The sequence below is a fragment of the Curtobacterium sp. MCPF17_021 genome, assembly GCF_003234605.2.
GTDB lineage: Bacteria > Actinomycetota > Actinomycetes > Actinomycetales > Microbacteriaceae > Curtobacterium > Curtobacterium flaccumfaciens.
This window is the reverse complement of the sequence record NZ_CP126252.1, coordinates 3,590,807-3,605,571: the sequence shown is the minus strand read 5'-3', so window position 1 is coordinate 3,605,571 and position 14,765 is coordinate 3,590,807. Positions and strand designations below refer to the sequence as shown.

General features: G+C 67.3%; 8 protein-coding genes. 7 read left to right on the top strand and 1 reads right to left on the bottom strand.

Annotated features, from left to right (window positions below):
* Nucleotides 1–205: 205 nt before the first annotated feature.
* From DEJ29_RS17025 to rpoC, 3 genes are all read left to right on the top strand, one after another.
* Nucleotides 206–832, top strand: coding sequence for a hypothetical protein (locus DEJ29_RS17025; RefSeq protein WP_111094808.1), 627 nt, complete (start codon nt 206–208; stop codon nt 830–832).
* A gap of 400 nt (nt 833–1,232) precedes the next feature.
* Nucleotides 1,233–4,721 carry a DNA-directed RNA polymerase subunit beta gene (rpoB, locus tag DEJ29_RS17020; RefSeq protein ID WP_111094809.1) on the top strand — a complete coding sequence of 1,163 codons (3,489 nt, stop codon included), beginning with the start codon at nt 1,233–1,235 and terminating at the stop codon, nt 4,719–4,721.
* Between the two features lie 44 nt (nt 4,722–4,765).
* Nucleotides 4,766–8,647 carry a DNA-directed RNA polymerase subunit beta' gene (gene rpoC, locus DEJ29_RS17015; protein ID WP_110863230.1) on the top strand — a complete coding sequence of 1,294 codons (3,882 nt, stop codon included), beginning with the start codon at nt 4,766–4,768 and terminating at the stop codon, nt 8,645–8,647.
* A 129-nt stretch (nt 8,648–8,776) separates the two neighbouring features.
* Here the strand turns inward: rpoC and DEJ29_RS17010 are convergent, their stop codons facing one another.
* Nucleotides 8,777–9,172, bottom strand: coding sequence for a VOC family protein (locus tag DEJ29_RS17010; RefSeq protein ID WP_071245506.1), 396 nt, complete (start codon nt 9,170–9,172; stop codon nt 8,777–8,779).
* Nucleotides 9,173–9,574: 402 nt separating this feature from the next.
* On the opposite strand from DEJ29_RS17010, the gene DEJ29_RS17005 reads away from it, so the two are divergent.
* From DEJ29_RS17005 to DEJ29_RS16990, 4 genes are all read left to right on the top strand, one after another.
* Nucleotides 9,575–11,242, top strand: coding sequence for a GspE/PulE family protein (locus DEJ29_RS17005; RefSeq protein ID WP_111094810.1), 1,668 nt, complete (start codon nt 9,575–9,577; stop codon nt 11,240–11,242).
* Nucleotides 11,239–12,861, top strand: coding sequence for a type IV pilus twitching motility protein PilT (locus DEJ29_RS17000; RefSeq protein WP_284173937.1), 1,623 nt, complete (start codon nt 11,239–11,241; stop codon nt 12,859–12,861). The genes DEJ29_RS17005 and DEJ29_RS17000 overlap by 4 nt, the downstream gene beginning before the upstream one ends.
* Nucleotides 12,861–14,093: a type II secretion system F family protein gene (locus tag DEJ29_RS16995; RefSeq protein WP_111023277.1), complete on the top strand. Its 1,233-nt coding sequence runs from the start codon at nt 12,861–12,863 to the stop codon at nt 14,091–14,093. Before DEJ29_RS17000 ends, DEJ29_RS16995 begins: the two co-directional genes overlap by 1 nt.
* A gap of 186 nt (nt 14,094–14,279) precedes the next feature.
* A complete protein-coding gene (locus tag DEJ29_RS16990) occupies nt 14,280–14,741 on the top strand; it encodes a type II secretion system protein (RefSeq protein ID WP_111094811.1) in 462 nt (153 codons plus the stop codon).
* Nucleotides 14,742–14,765: the final 24 nt, after the last annotated feature.

Here is a 14,765-nt window from a genome sequence, read left to right as displayed (position 1 = left end):
GATGCGTGTGTGCCCCCACACTCCACGCGTCCGCCCGGACACCGTGACCACGACGTGCCCGTGAGCGCCCCCACCGCTCGAGCGTGCGCGCCGTCGGCGTGCTGCTGCGCGCCACCCCTCCGGCCACCCGCGCGCGCTGGCCGTCGAACGCACCGCACCCGATGACGAGTGCACCACTGCTGATCCGCCGCAGGAGACCTCCGTCATGACCGCCGACACCATGAGCGTGCCAACCGCACGCCTCACCACCCCGGACACGCGCCGGTCCGGGACCCGACCCACCCGGGTGATCCGGGCCTCCCGGCCGTCCCGCGCTTCCCGCGCCGCCCTGCCGTTCCACGCCGACCGTGAGACGGCACCAACCTGGATGCGGGTCGTCGGCACGGCGCTGCTCCTCGGCGGCGCCGGGCTGTCCGCCGCCGTGCTCGGCTGGCCCGGGGACGCGCCGGAGGTCGCCCTGCTGGTGCCGGCCCTGCTCGCCGTCGCCCTCGGGTCGCTGCTCCTGCTCGCCCGGGCCGGGTTCACCGTCACCGAGCGGCACGTGACCCTGCACTTCCGTCCGCTCCCGCCGCGGCGCATCCCGCGCCGGCGGATCACCGACGTCCGCCTGGTCGAGGCGGACGCGGCCACCTACGGCGGTGTCGGCCTGCGGATCCGTCGCGGCGTGCGTGCGCTCATCCTGACGCCGGGACTCGGGATCGAGCTCACGGACGACCGGGGCCGGGTCACGTTCGTCCGCACGCGTCGACCGGAGGACGCGTTCCGTGCGCTGGCCGGACTGCCGGGCGGGCCGGGAGGCGCGGATCGCGTCGAGCGCGAGCGGCTGGGTTGATCAGAGCCCGGCTGAGCAGGGACCCGGCTAGCCCGGGAATGGAAGCGGCGTGTGGCGGCTTATACACGCCACTGCCGAATCCGGTCAAGCCGGGACTGGACAGCACGCCACGGAGCGAACTATGATGATAGTTCGCGCTCCCTGGCATCCGTGTCGTCATATTGCGGTCGACGCAGAGTTCTGAGACAGAAACTCATCTCGCCCTGGTGCAGCCGGACCCGTATATGGCGGCGGGTACCGCTCACGGAGATCATCCCACACGTGCACCGACGTTCAGCGTCAAGGCACGCGTCGGCGTGGTCGCAGGGCTTGCATCTCAGGGTTCGCCGAGCGATCAATCCACTCACCTACACACTGCTCGTCAGTGTCGGCCCGACGGGGCCTACCGGAGGTCACACCCTTGGCTGCTGCGCCCAACGCATCCACCAACCCCAAGAACGGTCGCAACCACTCGCGACTCTCGTTCGCCAAGATCACGGACACCCTCACGGTTCCTGATCTGCTCGCACTCCAGACGGAGAGCTTCGACTGGCTCGTCGGCAACGACGTCTGGAAGGCCCGCCTCGCCGAAGGGCAGGAGCAGGGTCGTACCGACCTCGCGCTGCACTCGGGGCTCGAGGAGATCTTCGAGGAGATCTCCCCGATCGAGGACCTCGGCGAGACCATGCAGCTCTCGTTCACCGCGCCGGAGCTCGAAGACCCGAAGTACTCGATCGACGACTGCAAGGAGCGCGGCAAGACCTACGCCGCTCCGCTGTACGTCAACGCCGAGTTCATGAACCACATGACGGGTGAGATCAAGACGCAGACGGTCTTCATGGGCGACTTCCCGCTCATGACCGAACGCGGCACGTTCATCATCAACGGCACCGAGCGCGTCGTCGTGTCGCAGCTCGTCCGTTCGCCCGGCGTGTACTTCGAGCGCCAGCAGGAGAAGACCTCCGACAAGGACATCTACTCGGCGCGGATCATCCCGTCGCGTGGTGCCTGGCTCGAGTTCGAGATCGACAAGCGCGACCAGGTGGGCGTGCGCATCGACCGCAAGCGCAAGCAGTCCGTGACCGTCTTCCTCAAGGCCCTCGGCCTGACGAGCGAAGAGATCATGGACGAGTTCCAGGGCTTCGCGTCGATCGAGTCGACCCTCGAGAAGGACGCCGTCCTCACGAAGGAAGAGGCGCTCAAGGACATCTACCGCAAGCTCCGTCCCGGTGAGCAGGTCGCTGCCGAGGCCGCGCGTGCGCTCCTCGACAACTTCTACTTCAACCCGAAGCGTTACGACCTCGCGAAGGTCGGCCGCTACAAGGTCAACCGCAAGCTCGGCATGGACGCCCCGCTGTCCGACTCGGTGCTCACCGTCAAGGACATCGTCGCGACGATCAAGTACCTGGTGTCGCTGCACGCTGAGCGCACCACGATCGACGGCGTCCGTGACGGCGAGCCGGTGCAGCTGCGCCTCGACGTGGACGACATCGACCACTTCGGCAACCGTCGCATCCGCGCCGTCGGCGAGCTCATCCAGAACCAGGTCCGCACGGGTCTGTCCCGCATGGAGCGCGTCGTCCGCGAGCGCATGACCACGCAGGACATCGAGGCGATCACCCCCCAGACGCTCATCAACGTGCGTCCGGTCGTCGCCGCGATCAAGGAGTTCTTCGGAACGTCCCAGCTGTCGCAGTTCATGGACCAGAACAACCCGCTCGCGGGCCTGACGCACAAGCGTCGTCTCTCGGCCCTCGGCCCGGGTGGTCTGTCCCGTGAGCGTGCCGGCGTCGAGGTCCGTGACGTCCACCCGTCGCACTACGGCCGCATGTGCCCGATCGAGACCCCGGAAGGCCCGAACATCGGCCTGATCGGTTCGCTCGCGTCCTTCGGTCGGATCAACTCCTTCGGCTTCATCGAGACCCCGTACCGTCGCGTCGTCAACGGCGAGGTCACGAAGACCATCGACTACCTCACCGCTTCGGAAGAGGACGAGTTCGTCGTCGCGCAGGCCAACGCCCCGCTGACGAACGACTTCCACTTCGCCGACGACAAGGTGCTCGTCCGCAAGAAGGGTGGCGAGGTCGAACTCGTCGCCAAGGACGAGGTCGACTACATGGACGTCTCCCCGCGCCAGATGGTGTCGGTCGCGACGTCGCTCATCCCGTTCCTCGAGCACGACGACGCGAACCGCGCCCTGATGGGTGCGAACATGCAGCGTCAGGCCGTCCCGCTGCTCCGTTCCGAGTCGCCGCTCGTCGGTACCGGTATGGAGGGCTACACGGCCATCGACGCCGGCGACGTCGTCACCGCCGACAAGGCCGGTGTCGTCTCCGAGGTCTCGGCCGACGCCGTCACCCTGCAGCTCGACGAGGGCGGCACCCAGACCTACTACCTGCGCAAGTTCGACCGCTCCAACCAGGGCACGAGCTACAACCACCGCGTCATCGTCTCCGCAGGCGAGCGCGTGGAGCAGGGCGAGGTCATCGCCGACGGTCCCGCGACGGAGAACGGCGAGCTCGCGCTCGGCAAGAACCTCCTCGTCGCGTTCATGCCGTGGGAGGGCTACAACTACGAGGACGCGATGATCCTGTCGCAGAACCTCATCAAGGACGACACGCTCTCCTCGATCCACATCGAGGAGTACGAGGTCGACGCCCGCGACACCAAGCTCGGCAAGGAGGAGATCACCCGTGACCTCCCCAACGTCAGCCCGGACCTGCTGGCCGACCTCGACGAGCGCGGCATCATCCGCATCGGTGCCGAGGTCCGCCCCGGCGACATCCTCGTCGGCAAGGTCACGCCGAAGGGCGAGACCGAGCTGAGCGCCGAGGAGCGTCTGCTCCGTGCCATCTTCAACGAGAAGTCGCGCGAAGTCCGCGACACCTCGCTCAAGGTGCCCCACGGCGAAGAGGGCACGATCATCGGCGTCAAGGTGTTCGATTCGCAGGACGGTGACGACGAACTCGGCTCTGGTGTCAACCAGCGCGTGGTCGTCTACATCGCCCAGAAGCGCAAGATCACCGCGGGTGACAAGCTCGCCGGTCGTCACGGCAACAAGGGCGTCATCTCGACCATCCTCCCGGTCGAGGACATGCCGTTCCTCGCCGACGGCACCCCCGTCGACATCGTCCTCAACCCGCTCGGCGTCCCCGGCCGCATGAACTTCGGCCAGGTGCTCGAGATCCACCTCGGGTGGCTCGCCAAGCAGGGCTGGAACGTCGAGGGCATCCAGGACTGGGCCGAGAACCTGCCGGAGGCAGCGCACAGCGCCGAGCCCGGCACCAAGGTCGCAACCCCGGTGTTCGACGGTGCGTACGAGCGCGAGATCGAGGGCCTCCTCGACTCGACCCTCCCGAACCGCGACGGCGAGCGCCTGATCGGCTCGTCCGGCAAGGCGCAGCTCTTCGACGGCCGCTCCGGCGAGCCGTTCCCGGAGCCCGTCTCGGTCGGCTACATGTACATCCTCAAGCTGCACCACCTGGTCGACGACAAGATCCACGCGCGTTCGACCGGTCCGTACTCGATGATCACGCAGCAGCCGCTGGGTGGTAAGGCGCAGTTCGGTGGACAGCGATTCGGTGAGATGGAGGTGTGGGCGCTCGAAGCGTACGGCGCCGCCTACGCCCTCCAGGAGCTCCTGACGATCAAGTCCGACGACATCCTCGGCCGCGTGAAGGTCTACGAGGCGATCGTCAAGGGCGAGAACATCCAGGAACCCGGCATCCCCGAGTCCTTCAAGGTCCTCATGAAGGAGATGCAGTCGCTCTGCCTGAACGTCGAGGTCCTCTCGGCCGACGGCCAGGCGGTCAGCCTGCGCGACAACGATGACGAGGTCTTCCGCGCTGCGGAGGAGCTGGGCATCAACATCTCCTCGCGGTTCGAGTCGTCCTCTGTCGACGACATCTGATCCCGCCCGTACATCGAAGCCTGAATCAGCAAGAGAGAAGAACATTGCTCGAAGCAACTTCCTTTGACGCCATTCGGATCGGCCTCGCGACCGCCGAGGACATCCGTCAGTGGTCGTACGGCGAGGTCAAGAAGCCGGAGACCATCAACTACCGCACCCTGAAGCCCGAGAAGGACGGTCTGTTCGGCGAGCAGATCTTCGGTCCTTCCCGCGACTGGGAGTGCGCCTGTGGCAAGTACAAGCGTGTCCGGTTCAAGGGCATCGTCTGCGAGCGCTGCGGCGTCGAGGTCACCAAGTCCTCGGTCCGTCGAGAGCGCATGGGCCACATCGAGCTCGCTGCCCCCGTCACGCACATCTGGTACTTCAAGGGCGTCCCGTCGCGCCTCGGGTACCTCCTCGACATGGCGCCGAAGGACCTCGAGAAGGTCATCTACTTCGCGGCGTACATGATCATCGACATCGATGAAGAGGGCCGTCACGCGGACATGCCGGGTCTCGAGAACGAGATGCGTCTCGAGATCAAGACCCTCGAGGGCCAGCGCGACTCGATCATCGCTGACCGCCTCAAGAAGCTCGAGGACGACCTCGCAGCCCTTGAGGAAGAGGGTGCGAAGGCCGACGTCAAGCGCCGCACCAAGGACACCGCCGAGAAGGAGATGTCCCAGGTCCGCAAGTCGTTCGACGAGGACATCACCCGTCTCGAGCGTGTGTGGGAGGACTTCCGCAACCTCAAGGTGGGCGACCTCAAGCCCGAGGACGCCGTCTTCCACGAGCTCCAGGACCGGTTCGGGATCTACTTCGACGCCTACATGGGCGCCGAGGCGATCAAGCTCCGGCTCGAGGCGTTCGACCTGGCCGCCGAGGCTGAGGCACTGCGTCTGCAGATCGCCGAGGGCAAGGGCCAGAAGAAGATCCGCGCGATCAAGCGTCTGCGCGTCGTCAGCTCCTTCCTCGCCACCGGCAACTCGCCGGCCGCGATGGTGCTCGGCGTCGTGCCGGTCATCCCGCCGGAGCTGCGCCCGATGGTGCAGCTCGACGGTGGCCGTTTCGCCACGTCGGACCTCAACGACCTCTACCGTCGTGTGATCAACCGCAACAACCGTCTCCGCCGCCTGCTCGACCTCGGTGCCCCCGAGATCATCGTGAACAACGAGAAGCGCATGCTGCAGGAAGCCGTTGACGCGCTGTTCGACAACGGTCGTCGTGGTCGTCCGGTCACGGGTACCGGCAACCGCGCCCTGAAGTCCCTGAGCGACATGCTCAAGGGCAAGCAGGGTCGTTTCCGCCAGAACCTGCTCGGCAAGCGCGTCGACTACTCGGGCCGTTCGGTCATCATCGTCGGCCCGCAGCTGAAGCTGCACCAGTGCGGTCTGCCCAAGCAGATGGCGCTCGAGCTCTTCAAGCCGTTCGTGATCAAGCGCCTCATCGACCTGTCGCACGCGCAGAACATCAAGTCGGCCAAGCGCATGGTCGAGCGTTCGCGTCCGCAGGTGTGGGACGTGCTCGAGGAGATCATCCGCGAGCGCCCCGTGCTGCTGAACCGTGCGCCGACGCTGCACCGTCTGGGCATCCAGGCGTTCGAGCCGCAGCTCGTCGAGGGCAAGGCCATCCAGCTCCACCCGCTCGTGTGTGCTGCGTTCAACGCGGACTTCGACGGTGACCAGATGGCCGTGCACCTGCCGCTGTCGGTCGAGGCCCAGGCCGAGGCCCGCATCCTGATGCTCGCCTCGAACAACATCCTGAAGCCGTCCGACGGCCGTCCGGTGACCCTGCCCGCACAGGACATGATCATCGGTCTGCACCACCTGACGACCGTCCGCGAGGGCGCCGTCGGTGAGGGCCGTGCGTTCTCCTCGGTCGCCGAGGCGATCCTGGCCAACGACCAGCACACGCTGCACCTCAACGCGATGGCGAAGATCCGCATGACGGGTGTCCACTTCGCCGAGGGTGAAGCTCCCGAGGGCTACGAGCAGGGCGACACCGTGCTGCTCGAGACGACCCTGGGCCGTGCGCTCTTCAACGAGACCCTGCCGGCGAACTACCCGTTCGTCCAGAAGGTCACCGACAAGGGCGTGCTCTCCGCGATCGTCAACGATCTCGCCGAGCGCTACTCCAAGACCGAGACGGCCGCTGCGCTGGACCGGATCAAGGACGCCGGCTTCTACTGGGGCACCCGCTCCGGTGTGACCGTCGCCCTGTCGGACGTCGTGACGCCTCCTCGCAAGAAGGAGATCATCGCGGGCTACGAGATCCAGGCCGCCAAGGTGCAGGGCGAGTTCGACAAGGGTCTGATCACCGACTCCGAGCGTCGCGCCGACCTGATCAAGATCTGGACCGAGGCCACGAACGAGATCGCGCAGGAGATGCGCGACAACTTCCCGGTCGACAACACCATCAACCGCATGGTGTCGTCCGGTGCTCGTGGTAACTGGCTCCAGGTCCGAAACATCGCCGGTATGCGTGGTCTGGTGAACAACCCGAAGGGCGAGATCATCGCCCGCCCGATCATCAACTCGTACCGCGAGGGCCTGACCGTGGCGGAGTACTTCATCGCCACCCACGGTGCTCGTAAGGGTCTTGCCGACACCGCGCTCCGTACCGCGGACTCCGGGTACCTCACCCGTCGTCTCGTGGACGTCTCGCAGGACGTCATCATCCGCGAGGACGACTGCGGCACGACGCGTGGCCTCGAGCTGCCGATCGCGACCGTGGACGCCGACGGCAAGCTCGTCCGCGACCCGCGCGTCGAGAACACCGTGTACTCCCGCACCCTGGCCACCGAGGCCGTGGACGCACAGGGCACGGTCGTGGCAGAGGCTCGCGAGGACGTCGGTGACGTGCTCCTCGAGAAGCTGCTGGCAGCCGGTGTCGAGAGCATCAAGGTGCGCTCGGTCCTGACCTGCGAGTCGGCCGTCGGTGTCTGCGCGAAGTGCTACGGCCGTTCGCTCGCCACCGGCAACCTGGTCGACATCGGTGAGGCAGTCGGCATCATCGCCGCGCAGTCCATCGGTGAGCCCGGTACCCAGCTGACGATGCGTACCTTCCACACGGGTGGTTCGGCCTCGGCCGACGACATCACCCAGGGTCTGCCGCGTGTCACGGAGCTCTTCGAGGCGCGTACCCCCAAGGGCGCGTCCCCGATCGCCGAGGCCCCCGGCCGCGTCGTGGTCGAGGACACGGACAAGGGTCGTCGGATCATCCTCACGCCGGACAACGGCGACGAGCCGTTCATCTACCCGGTGCTCAAGCGTGCGACGCTCCTCATCGAGGACAACCAGCACGTCGAGCTCGGCGAGCAGTTCATCGCCGGCACCGTCGACCCGAAGGAAGTCCTCCGGGTCAAGGGTGTCCGAGAGGTCCAGAAGCACCTGGTCAACGGTGTGCAGGACGTCTACGGCTCGCAGGGTGTGCCGATCCACGACAAGCACATCGAGGTCATCGTCCGCCAGATGCTCCGCAAGGTCACCGTCGTCGACCACGGCGACACCGACCTGCTGCCGGGTGAGCTCGTCGACCGGTCGCGCTACAACGCGCTGAACCGTGCGGCGCTGCAGGAAGGTCGCAAGACCGCTTCGGCTCGCCAGGAGGTCATGGGCATCACGAAGGCGTCCCTCGCGACCGAGTCGTGGCTGTCCGCCGCTTCCTTCCAGGAGACCACCCGCGTGCTCACGCAGGCGGCCATGGAGGGCAAGCAGGACCACCTCGTCGGCCTCAAGGAGAACGTCATCATCGGTAAGCTCATCCCCGCCGGGACGGGCCTCAGCCGGTACCGTGACGTGGACGTGAACGCGACCGAAGAGGCGAAGGCGGAGCGGTACCCCAACCGCATCTTCGCTGACGACTCGTCGTTCTCGGACGCCGACCTGAGCTTCGTCGACTTCGACAGCTTCTCGTCGGACGACTTCACGCCGGGCACGTACAACTGAGCCTGATGTGATCTCACGAAGGCCCCGTCTCCGCAAGGAGGCGGGGCCTTCGTCGTGTCGTCACCACGTGACGGCCTGGAGGCGCGGTGCGGGGCCGCCACGGGCCTCCCGTCCGCCGTGGGGTCGCGGCTAGAGCGCGCGGCCCGCGCCGTTGTCGCGGCCGGAACCGCGTCCGGTCTCGTCGACCAGCGAGAACAGGCTCAGCACGTTGCCGTCGGGGTCGCGGACGTCGAACCAGTCGACCGCCCCGTCGACGCACTCGACGGGGCCGATGTCGATGCCGAGCGCGCCGATGCGTGCGTGCTGCGCGGCGACGTCGTCGACGCCGAAGCGGACGCTGACCGGGTTCTCCTCAGCCTGTTCGTCGACGTAGAGCTGGATCCAGATGCCGCCGACCTCGTACTCGGCGACGCCGTCCTCGGGCTCGAGGTCCGGCTCGGTGCGCTCGAAGACCGCGCCGTACCAGAGGCAGGACGCCTCGATGTCGCTGACGGGCAACCCCACGGTCACGCTCGTGATGTCCATGACTCATCATGTGCCCGGGTGGGGGCGCGCGTCGAGAGGGATTCCGCGGTGCCGCGCTGTCCGGCCCGCGTCGGACGGCGGCGTCGTTCCTCCACACCCCCGTGTGACACCGACGTTCTCCACGGACTGCTCGCCATGGCTCCGAGACCGGTGCGGGGTACGGGAGGCTGGCGGACATGCACCCTCCGACGACCACCGCGAAACCGGCCGAGGCGTCCCCCGGACCGGGGCCGAACCGGTCGTGGACCCCAGTTCTGGGTGCAGCCGGACCCCCTCCGCCCCCTCTTTCTGGGACTGCGGTCGGCGAGGGCCCCAGAAGTAGCGTGGTCGGGCGCCACATCCCTGGTGGCGCATCACCCGACGACGTCTCGCCGTGCGCGAGTCCAAGGAGGCACGGGACTCATGGCGACCCTGTCCGAGATCCTCATCCTGAACGGCGCCCTGCCCATCGAGCACCTCGATGCGATGACGGGTGACGAGGACCTCGACGAGCGCGCCATCCGTGGCCTGGTCGACCAGGGCGTCGTGAGCGAGGCCCAGTTCATCACCGCCCGGGCCGCGTCGAACAACTCCCGCACCGTCCCGCTGAGCGACTACCCCGTCGACGGCACCGCGGTGTCGATCCTGCCGGCGGCGCTGTGCCGTCGTCACGGTGTGCTCGGCGTCGGGTTCGAGGGCGACCTGCTCATCCTCGCGATGGTGAACCCCACGAACGTGCTCGCCATCGACGACGCCCGGACGGCGTCTGGTCGCGCGATCAAGCCGCTGCAGGTCGAGGACCGTGACCTCGTCGCTGCCCTCGACCGGTACCTGCGCGCCGACGACGAGCTGAACGACCTGACGTCGTCGCTGGAAGAAGAAGCATCGACGACCTCGAAGGCGCAGATCGACATCGCCGACGGCGCCCTCGACGACGTCCCGATCGTCCGGTTCGTGAACCTGCTCGTGTCGCAGGCCATCCAGGACCACGCGTCCGACATCCACATCGAGCCCGGCGAGCACGAGGTCCGGATCCGGTACCGCATCGACGGCGTGCTGCACGAGATGGCGCCGGCGCCGAAGAACATCCAGAACGGCGTGATCAGCCGCCTGAAGATCATGAGCGACATCGACATCGCCGAGCGTCGCAAGCCGCAGGACGGCCGCATGTCCGTGCGGCACGGCGGCCGGCAGATCGACCTCCGTGTCGCGACGCTGCCCACCGTGTGGGGCGAGAAGGTCGTCATGCGGATCCTCGACAACACGAACACCTCGCTGACCCTCAAGGACCTCAACCTCCTCGAGCAGAACTTCCAGGCGTACCAGCGGTCCTACTCGAAGCCGTACGGCATGATCCTGGTCACCGGTCCCACCGGTTCGGGCAAGTCGACGACGCTGTACACGACCCTCAACGCCGTGGCGAAGCCCGAGATCAACGTCATCACGGTGGAGGACCCGGTCGAGTACCGGATGGCCGGCATCAACCAGGTGCAGGTCAACCCGAAGGCCGGCCTGACGTTCGCCTCCGCGCTCCGCTCGATCCTCCGCTCCGACCCCGACGTCGTGCTGCTCGGTGAGATCCGCGACCACGAGACCGCCCAGATCGCGATCGAGGCGTCGCTGACCGGGCACCTCGTGCTCTCGACCCTGCACACCAACGACGCCCCGTCGGCCGTGACCCGCCTGACCGAGATGGACATCGAGCCGTTCCTGGTCGGATCCGCCCTCGACTCCGTCGTCGCCCAGCGACTCGCACGCCGGCTGTGCGACCGGTGCAAGGCGCCCGCCGTGTACGAGATCGAGCAGCTCCGGGCGCTCGGGTTCCTGGCCCCCGGCGACGAGATGCCCGCGTTCTTCGCCCCGGTCGGCTGCGCCGTCTGCTCGAACACCGGCTACCGCGGCCGCATCGCCCTGCACGAGGTCATGACCGTGACCGAGGAGATCGAGCGGCTCGCCGTCGGTCGTGCCTCGAGCGCGGAGATCAGCCGCGTCGCCCAGCAGCAGGGCATGCTCACGCTCCGCCAGGACGGCTTCGAGAAGGTCAAGCTCGGCATGACGAGCGTCGACGAGATCCTGCGCGTCGTCGCATGACCGGAGAACAGGACGAGCAGATGACCGACTCCGTGTACGACATCACCATGCCCGGCGACGAGCCCGTCGCCGGATGGCACCCCGGCACCCCCGGTGCCGAGGTCGGCTCCCGCCGTGCCGCGCGGCTGGCCGCGGCCGCTGCCGCTCCGCCCGAGCAGGTCTACGACCTGACGGACGACTCGGCGGTGTGGCCCGCGCCCACCGGCGCGGCCGTGGCGAGCCCGGTTGCCGGCCCCGTGGGTGGTCCGGTCGCTGCGCCCGTGGCGCAGTCCGCCACCGCTCCGGCGACGCCGCCCGCCGCGGTGCCGTCGTCGACCGCCACCTACGGGTACGCCGAGCCGGCGACCCAGCAGCTGCCGGCCATCGCCTACAGCGGCGCGCACCACGCCACACCGGCTGAGCCTGCTCCGACCCCGGCCCTCGCCGCGGCGTCGGCCGGTGACATCGACTTCGCCCGGCACGCACGAGAGGTCGCCGACCCCGACCTCATCACCGCACTTGCACAGGTCGTCTACCAGGGGGCCTCCGACCTGCACGTCACGGCCGACGCCCCGCCCACCGTCCGCGTCGACGGCTCGCTCCGGCCGGCCGTGCCCGGAGGCGCGTGGTCGCGTGGCAAGGTCATCGCGGCGCTCAAGACGCTGCTGTCCGTCGAACAGGCCGGGCAGTTCGACCACGACCAGGAGCTCGACTTCGCGTACTCGCTGTCGCCGGAGTACCGCTTCCGCGTGAACTACTACCAGCAGCGCGGCAACTGGGGCGCCGCGTTCCGCATCATCCCCACCAGGATCAAGACGCTCAAGCAGCTCGGCATCCCCGCGCACGTCGGTGACTTCGCCGGCCTGCCCCGTGGCCTGGTCCTCGTCACCGGCCCGACCGGCTCGGGCAAGTCGACCACCCTCGCCGCGCTCATCGACCTGGTCAACGAGAGCCGTGCCGACCACATCGTGACGGTCGAGGACCCGATCGAGTTCATGCACGACCACAAGCGGTCGATCATCAACCAGCGCGAGGTCGGCGCCGACACCCACTCCTTCGCCTCCGCGCTCAAGCACGTGCTGCGGCAGGACCCCGACGTCATCCTGATCGGTGAGCTCCGCGACCTCGAGACCATCTCCGTCGCGCTCACCGCCGCCGAAACCGGTCACCTGGTGTTCGCCACCCTGCACACGCAGAGCGCACCCGGCACGATCGACCGCGTCATCGACGTCTTCCCACCGCACCAGCAGGGGCAGATCCGCACCCAGCTCGCGGCCACCCTGCAGGGTGTCGTCTGCCAGACCCTCGTCCCGAAGGCCAACGGCGTCGGCCGGGTCGTCGCCACCGAGATCATGACGATCACCCCGGCCATCGGCAACCTCATCCGCGAGGGCAAGACGTACCAGATCACCTCTGCCATGCAGGCCGGCCGTGACCTCGGCATGCACACCATGGACCAGGACCTCGCCGAACTGGTCAACGTCGGCACCATCTCGCGCAAGGCCGCGATGGAGAAGGTGCACGACGAAGAGGGCTTCGACCGGCTCGTCCAGCGCGTCGAGTCCCCGTCCGACTCCTCGGCCGCCGCGATCGCCGCCAGCGGCATCGACTTCGGCGACAAGTTCTCCGGAGGCTACTGATGTCACTCGCGTTCGACTACCGCGGGCGTGACGGCGCCGGGAAGCTCGTCAAGGGTCGCCTCGACGCCGCGTCCGAGGGAGCCGTCGTCCAGCGCCTCCGGGGGATGGGCGTCTCACCGATCGCCATCACCGAGGCCAAGGCCGGCACCGGGCTCCAGACCGAGATCAAGATCCCCGGGTTCGAGAAGGGCGTCGGCCTCAAGGACCTCGCGATCATGTCGCGACAGGCCTCGACGATGCTCACCTCGGGGCTCTCGCTCCTGCGGACCCTGACGATCCTGTCCGACCAGACCGAGAACAAGAAGCTCAAGGACATCCTCGGCAAGGTCCGCGACGACGTCGAGCGCGGCGTCTCGTTCTCCGACGCCGTCGCGAAGTACCCGGTCGACTTCCCGCCGATCATGATCAACATGATCCGCGCGGGGGAGACCGGCGGCTTCCTCGACCAGGCCATGGACTCCATCGCCACGAACTTCGAGAAGGAGCACAAGCTCCGCTCGACGATCAAGTCGGCGATGACCTACCCGGTGGTCGTGCTCGTGATGTCGCTGGTGGCGGTCGCCATCATGCTCATCTTCATCGTCCCGATCTTCCAGGACATGTTCTCGTCGCTCGGCGGCACGCTCCCGCTGCCGACGCAGATCCTCGTGACGCTGTCACACGCCATGCGGTACGTCGCGATCCCGCTCGCGATCGTCGTCGTGCTGGCGTGGCTGTGGTGGCGAGCGAACAAGAACACCGAACGCGTCCGAGCGTTCATCGATCCGATCACCCTGAAACTGCCGGTCTTCGGTCCGCTGCAGAAGAAGATCGTCATTGCTCGGTTCGCTCGCAACTTCTCGAACATGATCGGCGCCGGTGTGCCCATTCTGCAGGCATTGCGGATCGTCGGGGAAGTGTCGAACAACTTCGTCGTGAAGCGCGCGCTCGACAATGTCGCAGAGGCCGTGCGGAAAGGTGAATCAATCGCCGTGCCGCTCGCCGCACAATCGGTTTTCCCGGCAATGGTGACGCAGATGGTCGCGGTCGGTGAAGACGCCGGTTCCCTCGAGATCATGCTCGAGAAGATCGCGGTGTTCTACGACGCCGAAGTCGAGGCGACCACCGATGCCCTCACCTCGCTGATCGAGCCGCTGCTCATCGCGTTCCTGGGGGTGGTGGTGGGCGGGATGATCATCGCGCTGTACATGCCGATCTTCCAGATCACCAACGTCGTGCAGAACGCTTCCTAGTCATTCCACCCCCATGCGGGGGCATTGTAGATATCGACCCTCCCCCGCACTGGGGGTGTTTTGTGCCCAGCATGGCCCCCGTTCTCGGGATTGGCCGCTCGATGTGCCCCCCAATACGCTGATCTGCGGCGGCCGAGCAAGCCCCGAACCTATTTCCCCGACATTCCCCGCAGAATGGAAACAACCATGTACTTCGCTCTCATGGGCCAGCTCGACGCTCGCCGCAAGGGTCTCCTGAAGGACGGCGAGAAGGGCTTCACGCTCATCGAGCTCCTCGTCGTCGTCATCATCATCGGCATCCTCGCCGCGATCGCCATCCCGGTGTACATCGGCGTGCAGAACAACGCGAAGGACTCGGCAGTCAAGTCGGATGTCACCAACGCGAAGACCGCCGTCGTGAGCATCGCGACGAACGGCGACGGAACGTTCCCCGCCGACAAGACGGACATCACGACCGCTGACTACAAGAAGGCGGGCACGACCGTGGGCGGCGACACGACCCTCGTCTACACGGCCAACGCGGACAAGACCGCCTTCTGCATCCAGGGCACGAGCAGGGCCACCTCGAAGACGTTCGCTGCCACGGACTCGGCGGGTGTGGCTGAGGGCACCTGCGCTGCGGGCGTCTTCACGAAGAAGACCCCGTAACACCACAGTCAGGGTGGACGTTGA